Origin of the sequence: Bacillus sp. MMSF_3353 (genome assembly GCF_030733445.1) — a bacterium.
In the GTDB taxonomy this organism is placed as follows: Bacteria; Bacillota; Bacilli; order Bacillales; family Bacillaceae_G; genus Bacillus_A; species Bacillus_A wiedmannii.
Window position 1 is genome coordinate 385368 of the sequence record NZ_JASHJA010000004.1, and the last position, 23490, is coordinate 408857.

A 23490-nucleotide genomic window follows, 5' to 3' on the forward strand; every position below is an offset into this window, starting at 1 on the left:
TATTATATATTTTACCAAAATGACCCTTCCGCCCAAAATATTTCGTACAAACATTTGGGCGAAAAGATTCACTTCATGAAGATTATTCGTCTTTTAACCCTTTACCCATACCTTTTAAGAAATGAAGCCCAAACCCTATAGCACGGTTAATATCTGGGTCTTTCAATACTTTCATAAGGTCAAATACCCCTACTTTTTTATTACTCTCTAGATGTTCATTACCTTCTTCTAACCCTACTAATAAGCTACCTATTAGCTTTTTCGTAAGTTCTGGATCAAGTTCTGTTAAAGCACCCGCAGCACCCATCATATTATTAATTAAATTCGTAACAGGCTCACGAGTCACTTGGCCAAGTACAATCTTTGCGATCGGTTCTTTCGCCTTTAACATAGAATTTGCAGCTTCTAGCATTCCGATGTCATTTAATTCCCCAACAATATTAAACATTTGATTTAAAGCCTCTTCATTATTAGCTAGAAGCTCTTTTAAATCATCTAATTTTTGCTGTTTTATTTCTTCCTCAGTTAATTCTTGTTTTTGAATCACTTTTATAGGTGCAGCCATATTTTTCTCCTCCTACTTATCCGTTAAATGCACATACCCTGGACGTGCCCACTTACGATTTACCTCAATACCAGCTTGAGGATGACGTTTTTTGTTACGCGGGTTCGCTTTTGGCATCGGATTTGCGCCATCAACTTCTAGCACTTCCATACGCACTTTCGTCTGTTTATAAGCAGGTGTGTTCGTACGTACGTCCACAGCAGGACCTGTTAAGAAATTAATTGCTGTTTCATTATCTGTAGAGTTCATCGGTAAATATAACTCATTTTCTTTTACACGGTCTGTTACAAGTGCACGTAATTTTAATGCTCCAAAAGGAGAAACAAGACGAACTAATGAACCTGTTTTCACTCCACGTTCTTTTGCAAGTGCTGGAGAAACTTCTACAAACACACCAGGTACTTTCGTTTGAATACCTGTTGATTTATTTGTCATATTCCCTTCATGGAAATGCTCAAGCATACGACCGTTATTAATGTGAAGATCGAACTCCGCTGGGAATTCAGCTGGACGTACCCAGTCAGCAATCGCAAAACGAGCTCTTTTATCTGGGAAGTTAAATCCATCTTGGAACAGAAGTGGTGTATTCGTTCCATCAAAACTTCCCCAATGGAAACTATTCCACCCTTCAAGTACTTCATAGTTTGCTTGTGAGAATAGTGGTGATAAACTTGCCATTTCAGCAAAAATTTCACTTGGATGGCTATAATTCCAGTTTGCACCTAATTTATTCGCAATCTCCTGCACAATCCACCAATCTGGCTTCGCATCTCCAAGCGTAGGAAGAACTTGATACAATCTTTGTACACGACGCTCTGTATTTGTGAAAGTACCTTCTTTCTCAAGAGACGGTGCTGCCGGTAATACAACATCTGCATATTGAGCAGTTTTAGATAAGAAAACGTCTTGTACAACGAAGAAATCAAGGCTTGATAACACTTCATGTACGTGGTTCGCATTAGAGTCTACAAGAGCCATATCCTCTCCGACAAGATACATAGCTTTCATTTTCCCTTCATCAATTGCGTGAAGCATTTCAATATTATTAAGACCTGGTTCACTATTAATTTTCACTCCGTAAGCCATTTCAAATTTCGCACGTTCCATATCGTTAGTAACGTGCTGATATCCAGGAAGCCATCCTGGTAAAGTACCCATATCACAAGCACCTTGTACGTTATTATGACCTCGAAGTGGATATGCACCAGCACCTGGACGACGATAATTACCTGTTGCAAGCAGTAAGTTTGAAATCGCAGCGGAAGTATCCGATCCACCTGTATTTTGCGTTACTCCCATACCCCAAAGGATACATGTACCATCTGCATCACGAATCATTTCAGCCATTTGAATAAGTATTTCTTTTGAAATACCAGTCATTTCTTCTGCATAATCAAGTGTATATTCTGTAAGACTCTCTTTAAAATCTTCAAAGAAGTTTACATTCTCATCAATAAATCGTTGATCGTGCCAGCCTTGGTCAATCATATATTTCGTAACAGCCATTAACCATACTTGATCTGTTCCTTGTTTTGGACTAATAAAAACGTCTGAACGCTCTGCCATTTCTGTTTTACGAAGATCAGCCACAATTAATTTTTGTCCGTGTAATTTATGCGCACGTTTAATACGTGTAGCTAAAACAGGATGACCTTCTGTCGGATTACAACCTACAATAATAACAAGACCGGATTTTGCGATATCTTTAATCGTTCCAGCATCTCCGCCCATACCAATTGTACGGAATAATCCGTCTGTCGCTGGCGATTGACAATAACGTGAGCAGTTATCAATATTATTCGTTTCAAATACTTGTCGAGCTAATTTCTGAATTACATAATTGTCTTCATTCGTAATTTTAGATGAAGAAATAAAGCCGACAGCATCTTTACCGTATTCTTCTTTAATAGATCCTAATTTACTTGCAACTACATTTAGTGCTTCTTCCCATGTAGATTCAACAAACGTTCCATTTTTACGAATTAAAGGTTTCGTAATTCTTTCTTTAGAATTTACGAAATCCCAACCGAATTTTCCTTTTACACAAGTAGAAATTGCGTTAACTGGCGCATCAGAAGAAGGTTGTACTTTAAGGATTTTACGCCCTTTCGTCCACACTTCAAATGAACAACCTACACCACAAAATGTACATACTGTTTTCGTTTTCTTCGTACGAGTATCACGCATAGCCGCTTCCACTTCTGATACCGCAAAAATGCCGCTATATCCAGGCTCAACTTCTTTAATTAAATCTACCATCGGTTCAAGAATATCTGGTTTTAATCCCGTCATAAATCCAGCTTCACCGAGCATCGTTTTCTCCATTAAAGCATTACAAGGACAAATGGTTACACATTGACCACAGCTCACGCATGAAGAATCATTAATATTTACTCCTTCATCCCAAATAACTCGTGGACGTTCCGCTTCCCAGTCTATTGATAACGTTTCATTTACTTGTAAGTTTTGACAAACCTCAACACATTGACCGCATGCAATACATTGATTAGGATCGTAGCGATAAAACGGATGCGTCATATCAACTTCACTTGCATCTACTTTTGGTTCATAAGGATATTTTTGATGTTCAATCTCCATTAATTCTGCTGTATTATGCAGTTTACAGTTCCCATTGTTGTTGTCACATACTGTACAGTATAATAAATGATTTTCTAGTAACCTATCCATTGCCTCTGTTTGTGCTTCTTTGGCATGAGCAGAATTACGTTCAATGTTCATACCTTCTGTCACTACTGCCGAACAAGAGCGCACTAACTTTCCGTCAACCTCTACAATACAAGTGTCACATGTTTGAATAGGATCTACTTCTGGCACGTAACAAATTTGCGGATGTTCAATCCCGTTCTCATTAATAACACCCAATATCGTTGAACCAAGCTCCGCTGTATACTTTTTTCCGTCAATTGTAATATGAACCATGTTGTTATTCATGGTCTTTCCCCCTTTTTGAGAATAAAAAAACTCCACCACGAAAATATACGCACCACATTTCGGCACGTTATTATCATGGTGGAGTAGTTTATTAGCACATCTTGCTAAAATACCAATCCATTTATTCATAAATAAAACGATAGATTCATAACAGGTCATATCACGATTCCATCTTTAACACTATAATTATAGCGTTAAAGATGGAAATATACAATATAAAATTTAAACTACGCATATGTCAGCACGGAACTATCCATAATAACCCATATAAAACATAACAAGGAGTAAGCGAACAAATGGGGTCTTTTAATAAATGGATACGTGGTGAAAAATCTTTCTCTGCACAAGAACAAGCTGATCACCTTTTAAATAAATCTATCTCTTCCTCTCTTTCCCTTAATCTAAAGCACTTGTCCAAACTTTTTAGCGGTATTCCAGAATTAATTACACGTACTTTTCCGTTAAAAAACGGAAAAGAAGCTGCAATTATATATATGGAAGGACTTGTAGACAAAACCGTTATTAACATTGATATTCTTCGACCTCTCCTATTTAAAGAGTGGAATGAAGTTGATTGTTGGGAATCCTCAGTTACAGTCGGGAATATAAAGAAAATTCAGCAGTGGTCCGACATTGAACATTCCCTTTTACATGGTAAAAGCATTTTATTTATAAATGGACAACTTACAGCATTAGAACTAGATACGCAATCGGCGCCAAAAAGAAGTATTGAAGAACCTACAACAGAAACTGCTATAAAAAGCTCCCACGAAGGATTTAATGAAGTAGCGAGCGACAGTCTTGCACTTATTCGTCGATATATTCCAAATCGCGAATTGAAAGTGAAGGAATTCACTGTTGGTGAACGAGCTACTTCAAAGTTTTTTTGCTGTACTTAGCAGACGTTGCAAACGAAGACGTTGTACAAGAAATGGCATGCCGTATCGAATCAATCAAAGTGGATGCCATTATTACTACTGGAGAATTAGAAGGGTTTGTTGAAGATAATTCCTATACTCTCTTTCCGCAATTATCAATAACCGAACGCCCTGATACAACGGCCCATCACATTTTGGATGGACGAATTGCTGTTGTTGTAGACCGCTCACCCGGCGTATTAATTGGACCTATGACCTTTTCATCTTTTTTTCAGACGATAGATGATTACAGCTTCCGGCCAATGATTCCATCTTTCATACGACTACTTCGTTTTACCGGACTATTTATTGCAATATTTGCTCCAGCTCTTTATATTGCTATGATTTCCTTTCATTATGAAGTGATTCCACTTAAATTATTGTTAACAATTGGAGAATCTCGAGCTAAAATTCCTTTCCCCCCTATATTAGAAGCACTTTTGATGGAACTAGTACTTGAAATGCTCCGCGAAGCTGCGGTTCGGCTTCCTGGTCCCGTTGGACAAACGATTGGAGTCGTAGGAGGGATTGTCATTGGGCAAGCTGCTGTCCAAGCAGGAATAGTAAGTAATGTTATGGTTATCGTCGTATCTATTACTGCAGTCGCTTCTTTTATCATCCCTAACATGGAAATGTCAGCAGGAATTCGGCTTCTTCGCTTTCCAATGATGATAACCGCTTCTTTGTTTGGGGTCATTGGAATTATGGTCGGGATGGCAGTTATCATCATCCATATTCTTTCTATGGAATCACTTGGTGTTCCTTATGGTAGTCCTTTTTCTCCGTCATTTGCTTCAGATTTAAAAGACATTCTTGTACGTTTACCATGGAAACTAATGAAGAAACGACCACTATCCCTTAACTTAAAACAAGAGAATCGACAACGCGATATAGAAGAAACGAAGGAAGATAAGTGACAAAGCGTGCAAAGAGGGAGATTAGTTTATTTCAATACATTTTAACGATTAGTGGTGTTCAAGTAGGGTTCGGTGTACTTACACTGCCACGTGAAGTTGCGCAAGGGGCGAATACAGATGGCTGGATGTCTATTATAATATGATGCGCTATCACTACTTTAGTCAGTCTATGTATTGTAAAAATTATGGAAAAACATCCCGGGTATACTTTACTTGATGTGCTAACTCGTTATCTTGGGAAGTGGCTAGGAAGAGTAGGAATGATTTTTTGGATTTTATATGCTGTTCTTGCAGCTGTATCCTTAATTTTTTCCCTCTTATACGTTATTCACATTTGGATTTTACCTAGATCTCCAATGTTTTTAATCATGATGTTATTATCTATCCCAATGGTTATGCTCGCATGTAAAGGTGTTCTTATTATTAGCCGCTATGCTGTTTTTACTGTCTTATTTACACTCTGGATGCCATTGCTATTATTTATCCCACTTAAAGACGGGCATTGGGTTTATCTTCTTCCTCTCCTTAAAGAGGGATGGCTACCAGTTTTCAACACAGTAAAATCAACTATTATTGCCTTTCTCGGATTTGAGTTTGCATTTGTCCTTTATCCTTATCTCAGTAATAAATCATCTGCAAAAAAAGGAATCGTTATTGCAAATATGATTACTTTATTCGTTTACCTGCAAGTTACGTTCGTTTCTTTCGTTTATTTTAGCCCAGATGGTATAACTAAGTTTTTATGGCCCACTCTTTCTCTTGTTACACCATTTCACTTTTCATTTCTGGAACGGTTTGAAATTATCTTTTTGTCATTTTATCTCTTCATTATTTTTGATTCTTGCATTCCTTATATTTTTACTGCCTCAGATGGAATCAATCAGTTACTTAACAAAAAAGGGAGTTCATTACCTATTTGGTTTTTATTATTCGGGTGTGTTTTCGTTTTATTTTTTTATATCCCATCCTCGTATCAAATAAGTGCATTGCGGGAATTTTGGGGAACTGCAAGTTATTTTATCGTTTTTCTATTCCCAGTCGTATTTCTCTTATACATGACACTTTATCAGCATTGGAAAAGGAGAAAAATTTAAATGAGACGCTTTATTTTCACTATATTTTGCTTTCTCATAACCTTTTTAACAGGATGTGGAGGAGATCGGCTCGACTTAGAAAAACAATCCATTTCATTAATTTACGGGTTTGATGCAAAAGCAAAAGGAAAATTAATTGTATACCACGTAAACCCTATTTTTAATGAAGATGTGGAGAAAAAATACGAAACTCATGAAGCGACAGTACATACCCCTCGAGAAGCAAAAGCAACATTTAATAGTTCAAGTAGCGGTTTAGTATCTACAGAAAAGTTACAACTCATTTTATTTAGTACGAAATTTTTAAAACAAGAAGGAGCTATGCCTTACCTTGATGTTTGGTATCGCGACCCTAAAAATACTGGAAATATGCGCATGGTTGCAGTAGACGGTCCAATCTCTTCAGTTATATATAATAATTTTAAAGATAAGCCTGCACTTCCTGAATATTTAACAGATTTAATTAATACGAACAAACTATACAATCGAACCGCGTTTACGACATTCCATGAATTCCATAGGCAAACTTTTAATAAAGGTATAACACCTGCTATCTCAGAAATAAAAAAAGGTAAAAAAGATATTCTCGTTACCGGCTCTGTATTATTAACTTCTCGCGGAATCTATAAAATGTCTTTAAATCGATATGAAAGTGCCCTTCTTCTTCTATTACAAAAGAAAGCGAATATACCCGTTTCACTTACACTGAAAATCCCTTCTAATTCAGTTGAAAGTAATAGTCATCTAAAAGATACAGACGGCGACGACTTCGCAACAATAAATGTTCTTAGCATGAATCGTGACATTCACACAGGCTATAACGATAACCACTTCAAATTTAATATTGCAATGAATTTTAAAGTTTCCGTATCTGAACTTACATTCAACATGGATATAGACAAAGGTAGAAAGAAATTAACTTCACTTATTACAAAACAACTAAACAAAGATTTAAACGATTTAATCCACAAAATTCAAAAACAGCAACTTGATCCATTCGGGTTTGGTGATTATGCGAGAGCATTTCAATATAAAGAATGGAAAACGGTTGAAGACGATTGGCCGAGTGCCTTTTCAAAGTCTAATGTGAAAGTAGCACCTACTATTAAAATTTTAGAGAACGGGATTATTAAATAAAAAAACACGCTATTTACTCTTTGCTCTTATACGTGCAAAGATTAAGTAGCGTGTTATCATTTTTATTTTGAAGCTTCCTATACAGTTACGCTTCTGTTTCTGGTTCTTCGTTTTCCGCTTGTTCCAATCTTTGCTGCTCCGCAAGTTCGGCTGAAATCATTCCATAATAAATTTCTGGATACAATCCAAATATTTGATATACACTTCCTAAAAACGGCATCGGAATCCCTCTCTTCTAAAGTTGTATTGCCACTTTTAAGGATTCCCTTTTCATTCATTTTACATTCGTTTTTGGCGTTTCTTCTTCATCATGAACGCTTAATAAATTTTGCCACTTTTTATAAGGAGCACTATTTGGATCTACATAACCTTTCGCGTACGAACGATCCCACAATTGTTTAATAAACATTTCTTTCTCTTTCTTTGCAACCATATCGGCACCTGTACCGTAATAGTTTTGGAAATATAACTCAATTTCGTCAAGGAATAATCTTAATAATTCATCAGAAGTTTCTTCTAACGTTGGATCATATTTTGCTTCACGGTCATACATTAAAATCATATCTAAAATATTATGGACATGCTCTTTACGAAGCCATCTAATATCTTGAGCACCTAATACGAACGGATGTGTATATAAATGTCCGCCCTGTATCATAGCTTTTTCTTGTTCTTCTTCAAATCTGGACAAGATGTTTTCATAAATAAACGGATTATGAAGCAATGCTCTGTGTAATTTATAACTTTCACTTGAAATATTTTTTCCCATCGACTGAATTAAGAAGCTACGTCCAACACCGTTATATTGATACACAAACTGGCCATCAACAGCAACTAAACTAATCCAACGATACATATACGCATATAGAAGAGCGCGATTACATTTATCGTAATCCAACTTCGTTTGCGTTGCATTTAAGTCTGGCATGAAAGCTGGCAAGTGCCAATATTTATCTAAATGCGGCGTTAAACTAGATTTTTTACTATTCAACTTGTTCACACGGCGATAGTAAGACTGAAAATAATCACCTTTATCATTCATAAATCCATTTGCAATATGTCCAGACGACAGCTTAGGAAAGTCTTGTAGTGATAAACCGTAATGCGCACGATAACAAATGACCTCAAATGGCGAAAAAGCTTCATGTACTGTATCTTTTTCTTTAAACATTTCTTGAATTAATTCCTCTTGCAATTCTTTCTTTAAAGATGGATGTATACCCCAATATTGTAATTCCCTATGATGGGAAACTTTCGGAACGAATGGACTTGCTAAATGAAACAAGTCTTCAATTTTTTCACGGACGTATTCATCACGATCACGCTTCTTATAATCCGCCTCTTTTCGTAACGCCTCAACGATATTCAGCTCTAATTTATCACGATAGCGTATTTGTAATTCATCGTAGCAATAACTTAGTATGTGCTCACGATAAAAATCTTCTACTTTTTTCGATTGAATCTCTTCTGTTTTTGCATCCCGGCAATATTCCCCGTATAAACTCATATAAATTTCCGCAGATATATCTTTCGGTAATACTCCCAAATTTAAATGTTGCTGCATATCTTGCCATATCTTTTCTTGCAACTTCTCTTCAGCTAATACGTATACATTCGTTGGGTTTGTTTTCCCTTCAAATTCCTTGCTTCGTTTTTGAATTTCAAACAATAAATTTTCACGCGTTTCGTGTAAATTATCAAAAAACCTTTCCCAATATTGAATCATTTTATTAACTGCTTGATAAAGCGATTGATAAACGAGTTCTAATAGCATTTCTTTGCGATACTCGTTTAATTTGTGTACATACTGCGTTACAATATCTTCAAATTCTTTTTTAAACAAACGCTGCTGATTATTAATCATTTTTCCAAACCAGCCTTGTTGCTGCGCGATTTCTACTCGGCGAACAGCTGTTACCGTTCCATCAATATTACTCACATTAAATTTCTTATCGTAGTTTTGAATTAAATTACGCTTTTGTTCATTATTTTCATGTAGTCGATTCATTTTCTCGACTAACTGCTTTCGAATTTCATACAACATAAAACGAGCTGATACTGGATGAACAGGATCTGTTTTCTTTAAAAACCATGTATTTAATTGATAGGACTGCCCTTCAGAACCACTTGGTGAAAAACGGTCTGATTCAATCATGTCATACAATAGTGTCGTTACATGCTCATGTACGCGGCTCGGAATCGCATACGCATATAAACGAACCGCATGATCCACCCTTGCTACTTCACCTTTCATTTGCTCCATCATTTTCAGTTTCGCAGCCGAAATTTTACACTCGTGCTGCAGTCGGTTTAATTCCTCATCTTTTTGCACCGTACGCTGTACATAACTTTCTACAGCCTCTAAAAACAGTTTAGATTTCGCAACACCGACCTTACCGCCCTCTGCTCCTTCACGCGTTTCATTGTACATTTGTCTATAAAAAATATGAGCCTGTTCTGGACGGGTAGCAAGATGTTCTAAGTCTTCTAAATAACTTTTCCCACGCTCTGGCTTTTCACGTTGCATCCCGCGTTTGACGTCTTGGTCATATCTTTGCTTCTTCTCTTGAAACAGTTGATCTAAATGCAGCCAAGACTCATCTAAACCTTGCACAGCCCATTTTAAAGCACAATATTTTAACACGTGCTCATACGGATAAATAATCTTTGCCGTTCCTGCCCCGCAATATCGTCCTTTCCCACTTGATTCTGCTAATTGCTGAATTTGATTATCTTCCTGTGCAAAATGATTTGCAGACATCGGACTAAATAACTGTAAATAAATCGTATTTGCCATTTGCTCCATATAATCTGATAAATTGTGCAGATGGTGTCCATGTAGATTTTCGTAATCGTATAGGAAACAATAATTGTATGGTAAATGATGTTGTTTAATCGTATGATTCGTTCTTCCGTCTTCATCTACTTGATCAGGTCGATATTCTAATTCAATCGTCACACCGCCACGTTTTGATAATTCTCCAGTGGAACCGAGTGTAATGGCATGTAATTCTTTTAACGAGGCATAGCCGTTTGCTTGCACCGTTTCAAACTCTTTCGCACTAACCGTTCTCGTCTTAACTAAAACATCCGGCATTAAAAACGCACCACGTATTAAAATGTTGTGATGCTGCAGTTTTTTCCGAAGCATTTCACGTAAATATAATGCAATTTGTAGAAACATCCCTGAACCTGTTCCGCCCGCTAGTGATGTTACGATAATGACACGCACTCCATATTCCGTTTGATCGCTTGTAACCGGAAAAATCTTCTCGATTTCTTGCCAAAAGGATGTCAATTTATCTTCTTTCATCGCAGCAAGTAACGCTAAACGGGAAATGACGCGTAACTGTCCTGCCCCTTCTGTCAGTGGTTTATCAAGTATAGTCGGGTCCATCGGAAACCACTCTGGAATCGTTGGATCTCCTGCAATATACTCTCTTGGCGTTTTACTAGAACTCGTTTGCGTCTTAAACTTTCGAATATGATCAAATTTACTCAATGTATTCACATCTGTATCAAATACGTGCATTGCTACCTTTTTTCGGCGCTCCTCAGGTAGCCTTTCATATATTTGATGTGTCACAGTACTACCGATTCCACCTAAACCAATTAATATCGTTGGAACTTGTAACGTCATGTGAACCACCTTCCTATTCTTGCTTGTTTGAAAAGAGGGGGAGAAAGATAAGACTCCCTCCTTTTCCCTATCTACTATTCACACTCATATTTGTAAATTTCTTTACCATACCCTCTATCAACTACTAAAAGTTCATTTGGATATAGCGTCTTATGTTCCATTCCAACCTCATCTTCTGTTATAAACATCCCATCAATAATCATTCCTACTACTTGTGACTCTTTCGCTACAAATATTGATTTCGATCCTTTCTTTGCTATAAACGTAACGGATTGCACAGTCTTTCTTTCTGCTCGGAATGGAATGCCAAAATAGTGTTTCCACCATTTATTTTTAAGTAATTCTGGCTCAGATTGATATAACCAATCTTTCGCTACCTCTTGATCCCATTCGTAATACAATAGTGCTTTTCGGTGAAATCTTGGACGAACAATCCATCCTAAAACGATTATTCCTACTACTAACAATAATAAAGTGATAGGAATAACAAACTTAAAAATAAGCGCATATTTTTCATAGAACGGTGCATTTTGAATATGAAGTGATATATTTTTCTTTACTTCTTGTAATTTTGAATCTTGCACTACGATGGTAGCTTCTACGGTGCCGGTATCTGTAAAATTGAATGTGTCGGAGTAATGAGGGCGAGGATAAATATAAATTTGATTATCCTGTTGTTTTATTTCATAGTTGATTGATTGTTTAGATGTGACACCAGTAGATTTTAATAGTTTCTTTACAGCTTCTTCTGTCATCGGCTTACCATCTAACTGTGGTTGTATAATAAACGGTTTACTATTCTCTAAATTCGTTACTTTTTCCTCATAATCTTTCGTAATAGTTTGCAATGATAATTTTGGTTTTTCAGTTACTTCAATTTTAAATTCCTTCGTCTGTCTGTAAAACCCCTTTATGTTCATATGAACTTTCCCGCGCACTAACCCTTTATCGATCTTCGTTTCGTAGTAAAATACATGTTTTTTATCGTCCCACTTCATCGGGTACTGTTTTCCGTCTATTTCTACTTCTGACTGAAAATATGAAGACTGAATTGGTAATTCCGTAGGCTTCGCTTCAATAACAGCAGTAACACCTTCGTACATTTTCTCCACATTTTTTTGACTACTATCGTCTTTGTCATAAGTAGAAACAGTATAGTTAAGCGCCGGTTCAACTAGTACTTGTAATCCTTCTTTCTCAATATCTCGATCCACTTCTATCGTATACGTTCCTGGTTTAATAACTTCGTGATTTTCCGTACTTATATGAACTATATTTCCGAATAATTTCGCTTCCCCTGGTGCATGTATGGAATAAGAAGATTGTAATTGTAATGGTTTAGAAATTTGTGTGACCTGATAATTAGACAAAGAAGGCGATTGCCGTACAAGCGTCATACGCTTTAACGGGAATGGTGTTGTAATCTCTACTTTCTTTCCTACTACTTTCGTTTTTACAATCGATTCAACCGAGGAGAACGGATCACGATTTGCAACTAATGCTGCCACTTGATTGACGCTTTTTACAATACCATCCTCTCCACTAGATGGCATCGTAACGCCATTTATCTCTTTCTTCCATATTTCTTTAAACGTATTTAGTTGTGCCTTTTCTTGCTGCCCTAAATCCTCTTCCATCGTAATTAAAATTGGATGTAACGATATCTTTTTTGCATCCATTTCTTTCTTAAACTGTGCTAGCTTCTGTGTAATTTGTTCTTTTCCGCCAACCTTATCTTTCTCTAAATCATTAAATGCCCCGTCAGTTAAGACAATAAGCCAAAATTCACGTTTTCCATCTATATCTGCTTCCTTTTTTATAGATTGCATCGCCGTCTCTACTGCGCTAAACGGAGTATTTAAATACGTTTTCCATGCTCCAATTCCCTCAATTTCTGTTTGTCTCTTATCCTTCGTTAACGAAATGTTTAATGGATCATTCGGCTTGCTCATTGGAACATAAGAGAATTTATCTTTTTCATCTAATAGCGCAACTAAACTTTGCAAAGCATAATTGGCATATTTCCAGCGATCGTTATTTCTCATGCTGCCCGAATCATCATATACAAGTGAAACGACCCTTTCCTTTGCCTCCTCTCCTTTTGCAAAAGTCCAAAAAGGATGTAACCATATAAATAGAAACAACATGAATGTGGCACAAATTCGAATTTTCATGATGAGGCTTCGCCACCTTTGTAGACAAATTCCTATGTTTAAATTTATGAGAGGATACAAGATATATGACTTGTATTTTAGGACAACTAGCGCAGCATAACTTTATTATGTAAACAGATATATATATTGAATATGATTCCTTCTAGCGTTTTCTATCCGATACTATAAGTAAAAAAGCCTGTTTAAGCTCTACACTTAAAACAGAATTTTCCTACTTTTCATATTGAAAACAAGCATCAAAAAGTTTGATTTTAAATTAACACATCACTTCAATTGTAAATCCGCCAGGTGCTTCAACGTCAACTACCCCCACTGAGATGAAGCGTTTCAGTGGGGCTTGAGTTCGAACGCTAGGTCTTTTCGTCTATCGCTAGACAGTTTGACGCTCTAGCATTCATGCCACCTTCCGGTAACACCCAAGTATATTTTTGGTTGGTACTGGCAACGAACGATTGTTTTCCCACTTGCACCACCCTTTCGAAAAAGAGCAGTTCTCCCTTGTGGAAGAAGCCACCACTCAGATGAACCCGGCGTTTGCTACAAGCCCCGACAAGTCGAGTACACATGGATGGTTGACGCACCCACTAAGCTATGCGCGAAGCAACAGCCTTACGTTTTTGCACTTCTAATAGAATCGGCGTTTTCACTTTGAGATTGTCATCCAATTCTACAACTCTTGATTTTTCCAATGTATTCAATGCACCATTAATATCAGCATGGATACATGTTCCTGCCTTACTTTGGTACAGACCACGAGTGATTCGTTTGCCACTAAAGTGATAATGCGTCCTCTCATCCTTAGACCAAACTGGAACCGGATCTTTATCTAGAAAACTAGCTTTTGAAGTATAACTTTCTTCTTGTTTGAAAAATCGTATACCTTCTTTTATACATTTATTCTCAATTGCTGCAATCATTTTATGAAATGGGATTTGAACAAATTTTTGATTATTCTTTTTTCCCATATCAGATTTTTGTTTCCAACCAACGTTATAGCCTACGACAACCGTATCTATGCCTAATGCTTTCACTTTTTTGAACAACAGGCCTATAGTTTGTGAAATGTAACCATTTATTTGTCGTTCTCGTTTATGCCAAAGTGCAGCCATTTGATTCGTTACAATACGTTTTGAAATTCCATTGTCAATATTTTTCTGTTGGAGGTTACATATCATTTTGTTAAAATATTGGTTTATAGATTTTAATTTTTTTCCATCAATTAAGAATGTATCACCTGTATTCGTTGCGCAACTTACTAATCTGTCTACGCCTAAATCGCAACTCAAAGCGTTACTAGTGGTCGTGGATTGTTTCTTCATTTGAGAAACGTGCATTTCAGATGTATAATGCACCTCAAAGAACCGACCTTTTTGCTTCGGTACAATCTCAATATAGGAGATTTTTTTATTTCTTAAGTTCTTAGGCATACGTATTTTAATGGAACCGAATTTTTTTCTGAATGCCACACTCATCGGAATGATCCAATACCCGTTCTCATCCACTTTTGGAACTTGATAGATTTCAATAATTCGTTTATCAGTAGAACGAGAATAATTTGGAAACTCAGGACGACCTGTGAATGCTTCAGGTTTTTTCTTCCACTGTTCCAATGCCTTAAAAAAGCTCTTCACTTCTGTAAATAAGGCTCTACGAATCGCTTGAACAGAGTTTGATTGCATGCCCCAGTAATTCAAATCGGCTTGCATAGCAGTGTCCACTTCTTTTACAGTAGCAATCTTATTATTATTCAGGTAACTTTGTTTAATGGTATACAATCCAACATTTCGCAATGCTTTTGAACTATGCGACATGCGCTGAAGTAAACGAAATTCTTTAGCTGTGAGGCACGCTCGTCCGATATTTTGTTTTTGAGTGAATCGTTGCATGGTTTCTCTTTTCTTTTGTTTACGTAATACTTTCACTGCTTTCTTTCTAGCCATTGTTTTCACCACCTTTCTTAGAAAGTTCATTACTTTTGATAAATCAATATTTGGAAAGAAATGTGAACATGGTCTTCATCGTAATTCCTTTTGGTTCAAGTAGCCGAATGATGATCATTATCCAATTTCGTTGTCTTACAATCTATTCCCTCCTTATCTAAGGACAGATTGTATCGTAAGACAAAAAAACAAACATTCGCCCTAAAAAATTGTTATGAACGAAACAAAAGAGTTCAGCCTTATTGACTGACGGCAACTCATCTCCACCTGAATTGTTGGGTTTCACCCGTAACACAAATCAGATGGAGTCTTCTTGCCGAAAAGGATAAACTCATCATTATCACGCATAACCGCAAAGCCATTTCCCCTTGCTCCGCTACAAGTTAAACCGAAATATTTTTCTAAAAACTCTCTAGTAGCTGCTACATCTGAAACTGTTAAATTAAGATGTTTAATTTTCAAACCATCACCATATTTCTTAATTTTCTAACATTTTATCATATAAAGTGAAACTTGAATCAGTGGGGGCCTTACTGCCCGTTAATGCGGGATAAATAAAAAACACGCCTTCACAGCGTGTTTTATTGCTTCACATACACTTCAACAACCGGATTTTCTTTATTATCCGCATGCAAGCGTAAATTCTCTTCACTTGTACTATAAATACTAGCTAATAACATAATCGTTAGCACATTAGGAGTTTTTGCATCGCTTCCGTATTTTCTTTCAAGTGCTTCCTTGTATTCAAACTCCAAATCCCCCTGCACATATGTATACACTTCAAAGCCATCTTCTAAATTGCAAACTACTGTATCAATTATATCTGCCCCTACTTGCTTCTTCATTTCCTCTCGCAATGCTTCAATAAATTCTTCCCACGGTACTTCGTATGTCTGAAACTGATCTGTAGATTTCATGCCTTTTGCCTCCTTATATATCCTCTTCCTATATTTCCCCTTTCCTATAACAATTATGATAGATAGGGCATTCGTACAAGCCGCACTTGTCCCCATTACATATCGTATTACTGTAATGGGGAAGGAGGAAAGAACATGCATAGACAAAAATGTTACGATACGTGCCAACGTTATTTCGGTAAAGTCGTTCGAATTGAAGATCGTGATGGTCGCATTCATTTAGGCAAAATAATTGATGTGACAAACAGCTCTGTATGGATTGAACCAGTGCAACAGCGCTCATCTTTTGATACAGGATTTGGATACTATGACGCATATGCAAACGGTGGCTGTGACCTTTGTGGGGGCCTTAGCAGATGTGATAGTTGCGGATTTGGTTGTGGTGGTGGATTCAGCGGCTGTGGATGTGGCGGTCGTGGTTGCGGTAGTTGTGGTGGCTGGGGTGGCGGCGGCTGGGGCGTTGAACTCGGATTTGGTTTCATCTTCGGAATTACATTAGCTGCATTATTTTTCATTTAACATAGTAAAGAGTTGACTAGCTTTAGTCAACTCTCTTTCTTTATTTTTCACATATAAAAATACGATGTCCTAAAATATGTTGGTACATAAGTCGTACATTTTCATGCTGTACCCATGCCTCATATAATTCATTTGGAATATGCGAGGATACATTCCATTCTGGCTCTTCTATATAGCCCGAGATCGTTTCTGCAATTGTACCACCGCCAGCAATTGTAATTCTTTTAAAATTTGCTTTCTGAAATAATTGTACCCATTCACTCTCAGTTAATAGTTCTTTCATCCCGTATAGTCGGGCAATTTTTCCTTCCTCACTCTTCTCAATGTGCCTATCAATAATCATTTCAATGACAACAAGTTTACCGTCTTTCTGTAGTACACGATAGCACTCCGGGATAACCCTTTCTTTCTCTGTAAAAGCGAGTATCGATTCTCCGAGTACGAACTCAAATGAGTCATGCAAACAAGGTAATTGCTCTACATTTCCTTCAATTAATTGAATGTCTATTCCTTCAAACGACCATCTATCTTTCGCCTTTTGAATCATAATCTCATTCTTTTCAACCGCCGTTACTTTATAACCATATTCTTTCTTCATATATGCCGCTGTTTTCCCCGTACCACAGCCTATCTCAAGGACATTTGCTCCATATTTAAAAGGTAATTGTGCTAACAATTGTTTCGTTAACGTAAAACCACCAGGATGAGCACTTCCTATTCCGTAATAAGCTAGGAAATCGATGTAAGTATTTCGTTTCATAGAATTCTCCTTTAAATTTTCTATAATACATATATTCACCTATCAATAAATCGTGCACATAAAAAAAGCATTTCCAAGTGCTATACCGCAACTTGAAAATGCTCTTCTCTTTTTTATTTCTCTTCTACATACGCCCATTTGAAACTATATTCCGGACTAATATTATGTTTCACAATTCCCTTTACATTCGGTTTCATAACATATGATTTAGCACTTTGATATAAAGGTACAAGTGCTACATCTTCCTCAAGTAACAATTTCTCTGCCTTCCCTAGCTCTGTCCAACGTTTTTTTGCATCAGCCATCCATTCTGTCTTACCTTTAGTAATAATATCATCATATTTTGAATTTGAGTAGCTCATCTGGTTTTGAGAATTTTTCGTTTCAAACATATCAAGGTACGTCATTGGATCCGCATAATCTGGATTCCAGCCACCATATGAAAAATCATAATCTTGGTCTGATTCTAATTTTAGTTTTTGCTTAAATGGTTGCAGTTTAATATTTACTGTCACGCCTTTTAAATTCTTTTCAACTTGATCTTTTACATACTCCCCAACTTTTTTCGCATTACCAGTATCATAATTTAACAATTCAATTGTTACTTGATCTTTTCCAAGCTCTTTTTTCGCTTCTTCCCATGCTGCTGCTGCCTTTTTAGAATCTTGTTTTAAACCATTCTTGAACGTTTCTGCGAAATCTTTACCGTCTGGTCCACTCGCTAAACCTTTTGGTACTAAATAATCCACTGGTTTTGAACCATCATTTAAAATAACATTCGTTAAAGCTTTCTTATCAATGGATAATGCGATTGCTTCACGTAGCTTTTTGCTCTTTAACGGTGTATCTTGCCCACCACGCTTTTGATTTAGACGCAAGTAAAACGTACTTGTTTCTGAATATGCTCCAAATTCCTCTTTATTATTTCTATACTTATCAACAAATTCTCCTGATAAAATTGCGAAATCAATTGCACCTGTATCATATAAATTCACTCTAGTAGCTGGTTCTTTTACTACACTATAGTTAATTTCATCTAGTTTTACAGTCTTTTTATCCCAATACTGCTCATTCTTCTTCAATTTCCAACCTTGCTCATGCTTCCAATCAGTAAGAACAAAAGGTCCGTTATATACTGTTGTATCAGACTCTAAACCGAATTTATTTCCTTTTTCTTTTACGAATTTTTCATTTAATGGATAGTATGACGCAAATGCCATTAAATTCAAGAAATATGGTACTGGTCTTTCTAGTTCAACTTCAAGCGTATGATCATCTACCGCTTTTACACCTAATGTAGCTACTTCTGCTTTTCCTTGATTAATTGTTTCTGCATTTTTAAGATAGTAAGCAATAAATGCATACTCAGCAGCTGTTTTTGGATCTACTAGACGTTGCCATGCAAATACGAAATCTTTCGCTGTTACAGGATCACCGTTCGACCATTTTGCATCTTTCCGTAATTTAAATGTATATTTTTTACCATCCTCGCTTTTCGTGCTAGATTCTGCCACAGCAGGGATTGGCTTATTATCTTTATCAAGGCGATATAAACCTTCCATTGTATTCCCTAAAATTTGTGCCCCAAGTGTATCCGTACTTTTTGAAGTGTCCATCGTCGGAATTTCATTCGTTTCTGTACGATTTAACACTTGCTTTGCCGCATATTTAATATCAGATTTCTTCTCTTCTCCACCATTATTAGATGTCGTTGTCGTTTTCTTCTCCCCACCAGAAGATCCAGAACACGCTGTTAACGCCATACTCATCGCTAAAACTGGCACTACAACCGCCGTAAACTTTTTCATCTTTTTCTTCATTCTTGTACCCTCCCCAATTTATATGTACGAAACTAACTTTGAGAGATTTCAAATTTAAATTACCAGAAAATTATTACTAATTATCATTCTACTAATTTTTCGTGATTTGTAAAGTATTTTTAAAGAATATTCATAATAATTAATTTATTTAAATCAATAACAATCTATTACTACTATACGAATTCTCCCCCATCTACTATATGTAAGTACCACTTTTCTTATTCTTCTCTATTTATTTAAATTTAATTGAATAGTAAAAGAGCGTTAAAAAAATAAATAATATATTTTTTTAACGCTCTTTTTTCCTATTTCCCTTCCGTTACATAAGCCCACTTAAAGCTATATTCTGGACTAATGTTATGTTTCACAATTCCTTTTACATTCGGTTTCATTACATACGCTCTTCCTGTTTGATATAAAGGAACTAACCCTGCATCTTCTTCAAGGAATAATTTTTCTGCTTTCCCTAACGTCTCCCAACGTTTCTTCGCATCACTCATTAATTCATTCCCTGATTTTTGTACCATTTCGTCGTATTTTGCATTTGAATAACTCATTTGGTTATATGGGCTCTTCGATTCAAACATATCAATAAATGTCATTGGATCCGCATAGTCTGGACTCCAACCTGCATAAGAAATTTCATAATCTTGTGCAGTCTCTAATTTTAGTTTTTGTTTGAACGGCTGAATTTTTGTATTAATCGTTACACCTTTTAAATTTTTCTCAATTTGATCTTTTACATAATCAGCAATCTTTTTCGCAGTTCCATCATCATAACTTAGTAATTCAATTGTAACTTGATCTTTTCCAAGTTCTTTTTTCGCTGCTTCCCATGCTGCTGCACCTTTTTTCGGATCATATTTCAGACCATTTTTAAATGTATCTTGGAAATCTTTACCGTCTGGTCCTGTCGCCAGCCCTTTTGGAACCAATTGATCCGTTGCTTTTGAACCATTATTTAAAATAACGTTTGCCAGCCCTTTTTTATCAACCGATAATGCGATTGCTTCACGAAGCTTTTTGCTCTTTAACGGTGTATCTTGTCCGTTACGCTTTTGATTTAAACGTAAGAAGAATGTACTTGCTTCTGAATACTCACCGTACTCATCTTTGTTCGATTTATATTTATCTACAAATTCTCCTGATAGTAATGTAAAATCAATTGATCCTGTATCATATAAGTTTACTTTCGTCGCAACTTCTTTTACTACACTATAGTTAATTTCTTCTAATTTCACAGTCTTCTTATCCCAATACTTATCATTTTTCTTTAGCTGCCATCCTTGTTCATGTTTCCATGAAGACATCACGAACGGCCCGTTATACACAGTTGTATCTGCTTCTAAACCGTACTTATCGCCTTTTTCTTTTACGAATTTTTCATTTAACGGATAGTATGACGGGAATGCTAGTAAATTCAAGAAATATGGTACTGGCTTTTCTAATTCTACTTCTAGTGTATAATCATCTACCGCTTTTGCCCCCAAATCTGTTAGAGGTTTTTCACCCTTATTAATTGCTTCTGCGTTTTTAATATAGTAAGCAATAAATGCGTATTCTGACGCTGTATTTTTATCGAGTAAGCGCTGCCATGCAAATACGAAATCTTTCGCTGTTACAGGATCACCATTCGACCATTTTGCATCTTTCCGTAATTTAAATGTATATTTTTTTCCATCCTCGCTTTTCGTACTAGATTCTGCAGCAGCTGGGATTGGCTTATTATCTTTATCAAGACGATATAATCCTTCCATCGTGTTCCCTAAAATTTGTGACCCTAACGTATCAGTAGATTTAGAAGTATCCATCGTCGGAATTTCTTGATTCTCTGTACGATTTAATACTTGTTTTGCTGCGTATTTAAGTTCGGATTTGTTCTCTTCCCCACCACCATTAGACGTCGTAGTCGTTTTCTTCTCCCCACCTGATCCAGAACACGCTGTCAACGCCATACTCATCGCTAAAACTGGCGCTACAACCGCCGTGAACTTTTTCATCTTTTTCTTCATTTTTGTACCCTCCCCAATTATATGTACGAAACTAGATTTGAGTAATTTCCTAATAATTAGTTATCAGAAAATTCTTATTAATTAATATTCTACTATTTTTTCTGGTTTTGTAAAGTTATTTTTAAAATATTCTAAAAATTATTCCTTTCACAATAGAAACCTTATATCCATTATTTTTTACATTTAATCTCATAATAAAAAGCATTCCAAAAGTAAAGAATCTACCTTTGGAATGCTCTATCATTTTATCTTTCTATTGTGGACATTGAGATTCTCACTACAAAATAAGCTAAGAAACTTGTATACATCCACTTAAAGATAGTATTACTGTTTAAAATTATTTTCCATCCTTTTCAGTCATATATGCCCACTTGAAGCTATACTCTGGGCTAATGTTATGGTGAACAATACCTTTTGCATTTGGTTTTTGAACGTATGCATCACCACGTTGGTATAAAGGTACAATTGCTACATCTTTCTCAAGAAGTAATTTCTCAGCTTGTCCTAGCTCTTCCCAACGTTTCTTCGCATCGCCCATTAATTCTCCGCCAGCTTTTTTAATCATTTCATCATACTTCTGATCAGAGAAGCTCATTTGGTTATGAGAATGCTTAGACTCAAACATATCTAAGAATGTCATTGGATCCGCATAATCTGGATTCCAACCGCCATATGAAATATCATAATCTTGCTCTGTTTCTAATTTTAGTTTTTGCTTGAACGGCTGAAGTTTAATATTAACTGTTACACCTTTTAAATTCTTCTCGATTTGATCTTTAACATATTCTCCAACTTTTTTCGCATTACCAGTATCATAGTTTAATAGCTCAATTGTAACTTGATCTTTTCCAAGTTCTTTTTTCGCTGCTTCCCATGCAGCAGCTGCTTTTTTCGCATCTGGTTTAATACCGTTTTTAAATGTTTCTTGGAAATCTTTACCGTCTGGTCCAGTTGCTAATCCTTTCGGCACTAAGAAGTCCGCAGGTTTAGATCCATCATTTAAAATAACATTTGCTAAATTTTTCTTATCAATAGAGTAGGCAATTGCTTCACGTAATTTTTGACTCTTTAATGGTGTATCTTGTCCACCACGTTTTTGGTTCATACGAATAAAGTAAGTACTTACTTGTGAATAAGTCCCAAACTCTTCTTTATTGTTTCTATACTTATCAACGAATTCACCTGATAGAAGTGCAAAATCAATTGCATTTGTATCATATAAATTTACTTTTGTAGCTACTTCTTTTACTACACTATAGTTGATTTCATCTAGTTTTACAGTCTTTTTATCCCAATATTGATCATTTTTCTTTAGTTTCCATCCTTGCTCATGCTTCCAATCAGTAAGAACGAACGGTCCATTATAGACTGTTGTATCAGACTCTAAACCGTATTTATCTCCTTTTTCCTTCACGAACTTCTCATTTAATGGATAGTACGATGGAAATGCTACTAAGTTTAAGAAGTATGGTACTGCTTGTTCTAATTCAACTTCTAAAGTAAGGTCATCTACTGCTTTTACTCCTAGTTCCGTTACAGGTTTTTCACCTTTATTAACCGCTTCTGCATTTTTGACTGGGAATGCAATAAATGCATACTCAGCAGCTGTTTTTGGATCTAATAAACGTTGCCATGCAAATACGAAATCTTTTGCTGTTACTGGATCACCATTTGACCATTTTGCATCTTTACGTAATTTGAATGTATATTTTTTACCATCCTCACTCTTCGTGCTTGATTCTGCCGCAGCTGGGATTGGTTTGTTATCTTTATCTAAACGGTATAAACCTTCCATTGTGTTCCCCAAAATTTGAGAACCTAATGTATCTGTATTTTTAGAAGTATCCATCGTTGGAATTTCATTTGTTTCAGTACGATTTAATACTTGTTTCGCTGCTAATTTTTCTTCTGATTTGCTATCCCCGCCAGAGCTAGAATTTGTGCTTGTCTTCTTATCTCCACCTGATGTAGAACATGCTGTTAATGCCATACTCATTGCTAAAACTGGTGCTACAACTGCTGTTAGTTTTTTCATTTTTTTCTTTTTCACTTTCTGTACCCTCCCTAATTCTAAACGCTCTCGTTTAAGAATTTTCTGATAATTCTGTTTTTCTTTATATATTTAT

At 36.1% G+C, this 23490-nt stretch carries 13 protein-coding genes and 3 pseudogenes; 4 read left to right on the forward strand and 12 right to left on the reverse strand.

Annotation, left to right across the window (positions count from 1 at the left end):
* Nucleotides 1-82: 82 nt before the first annotated feature.
* Together RBB48_RS12830 and fdhF are read right to left on the reverse strand one after the other, a co-directional pair.
* Nucleotides 83-565, reverse strand: a complete 483-nt coding sequence (locus tag RBB48_RS12830; protein WP_087981472.1) for a helical membrane plugin domain-containing protein — start codon at nucleotides 563-565, stop codon at nucleotides 83-85.
* 12 nt (nucleotides 566-577) lie between these two features.
* Nucleotides 578-3517: a formate dehydrogenase subunit alpha gene (gene fdhF / locus RBB48_RS12835; protein ID WP_306007733.1), complete on the reverse strand. Its 2940-nt coding sequence runs from the start codon at nucleotides 3515-3517 to the stop codon at nucleotides 578-580.
* 296 nt (nucleotides 3518-3813) lie between these two features.
* Between fdhF and RBB48_RS12840 the strand changes: the two are divergent.
* The 3 genes and pseudogenes from RBB48_RS12840 to RBB48_RS12850 all read left to right on the forward strand — a co-directional run bounded on the left by RBB48_RS12840 (nucleotide 3814) and on the right by RBB48_RS12850 (nucleotide 7582).
* A pseudogene (locus tag RBB48_RS12840) lies at nucleotides 3814-5351 on the forward strand (spore germination protein).
* A pseudogene (locus RBB48_RS12845) lies at nucleotides 5348-6445 on the forward strand (endospore germination permease). Before RBB48_RS12840 ends, RBB48_RS12845 begins: the two co-directional pseudogenes overlap by 4 nt.
* Nucleotides 6446-7582: a Ger(x)C family spore germination protein gene (locus RBB48_RS12850; RefSeq protein WP_088064170.1), complete on the forward strand. Its 1137-nt coding sequence runs from the start codon at nucleotides 6446-6448 to the stop codon at nucleotides 7580-7582.
* 85 nt (nucleotides 7583-7667) lie between these two features.
* Here RBB48_RS12850 and RBB48_RS12855 read toward each other — a convergent pair whose 3' ends face one another.
* The 6 genes and pseudogenes from RBB48_RS12855 to RBB48_RS12880 form a co-directional block, all read right to left on the reverse strand.
* On the reverse strand, nucleotides 7668-7802 hold the full coding sequence (locus tag RBB48_RS12855) for a hypothetical protein (protein ID WP_001116178.1): 135 nt from the start codon (nucleotides 7800-7802) through the stop codon (nucleotides 7668-7670).
* Nucleotides 7803-7856: 54 nt separating this feature from the next.
* Nucleotides 7857-11222 (reverse strand): tubulin-like doman-containing protein, encoded by a 3366-nt coding sequence (locus RBB48_RS12860; RefSeq protein ID WP_088064171.1) that lies wholly within the window; start codon nucleotides 11220-11222, stop codon nucleotides 7857-7859.
* Nucleotides 11223-11296: 74 nt separating this feature from the next.
* Nucleotides 11297-13396, reverse strand: coding sequence for a vWA domain-containing protein (locus RBB48_RS12865; protein WP_106383403.1), 2100 nt, complete (start codon nucleotides 13394-13396; stop codon nucleotides 11297-11299).
* A gap of 584 nt (nucleotides 13397-13980) precedes the next feature.
* Nucleotides 13981-15336: an RNA-guided endonuclease TnpB family protein gene (locus tag RBB48_RS12870; protein WP_306007734.1), complete on the reverse strand. Its 1356-nt coding sequence runs from the start codon at nucleotides 15334-15336 to the stop codon at nucleotides 13981-13983.
* Nucleotides 15337-15657: 321 nt separating this feature from the next.
* Nucleotides 15658-15798 (reverse strand): annotated as a pseudogene (locus RBB48_RS12875) (VOC family protein); the annotation flags it as partial.
* 119 nt (nucleotides 15799-15917) lie between these two features.
* The gene (locus RBB48_RS12880; protein ID WP_088064493.1) at nucleotides 15918-16253 is read right to left on the reverse strand and encodes a hypothetical protein; all 336 of its coding nucleotides are present in this window, start codon (nucleotides 16251-16253) and stop codon (nucleotides 15918-15920) included.
* Between the two features lie 135 nt (nucleotides 16254-16388).
* Between RBB48_RS12880 and RBB48_RS12885 the strand changes: the two genes are divergently transcribed.
* Complete coding sequence (locus tag RBB48_RS12885; RefSeq protein ID WP_048544012.1) at nucleotides 16389-16772, forward strand: hypothetical protein; 384 nt, start codon at nucleotides 16389-16391, stop codon at nucleotides 16770-16772.
* A gap of 40 nt (nucleotides 16773-16812) precedes the next feature.
* Here RBB48_RS12885 and RBB48_RS12890 read toward each other — a convergent pair whose 3' ends face one another.
* From RBB48_RS12890 to RBB48_RS12905, 4 genes are all read right to left on the reverse strand, one after another.
* Complete coding sequence (locus RBB48_RS12890; protein WP_088064174.1) at nucleotides 16813-17532, reverse strand: class I SAM-dependent methyltransferase; 720 nt, start codon at nucleotides 17530-17532, stop codon at nucleotides 16813-16815.
* 113 nt (nucleotides 17533-17645) lie between these two features.
* Nucleotides 17646-19352 carry a peptide ABC transporter substrate-binding protein gene (locus RBB48_RS12895; RefSeq protein ID WP_048565906.1) on the reverse strand — a complete coding sequence of 569 codons (1707 nt, stop codon included), beginning with the start codon at nucleotides 19350-19352 and terminating at the stop codon, nucleotides 17646-17648.
* 305 nt (nucleotides 19353-19657) lie between these two features.
* Nucleotides 19658-21364, reverse strand: coding sequence for a peptide ABC transporter substrate-binding protein (locus RBB48_RS12900; protein ID WP_306007735.1), 1707 nt, complete (start codon nucleotides 21362-21364; stop codon nucleotides 19658-19660).
* Nucleotides 21365-21701: 337 nt separating this feature from the next.
* A complete protein-coding gene (locus RBB48_RS12905; RefSeq protein ID WP_262719525.1) occupies nucleotides 21702-23414 on the reverse strand; it encodes a peptide ABC transporter substrate-binding protein in 1713 nt (570 codons plus the stop codon).
* Nucleotides 23415-23490 lie beyond the last annotated feature (76 nt).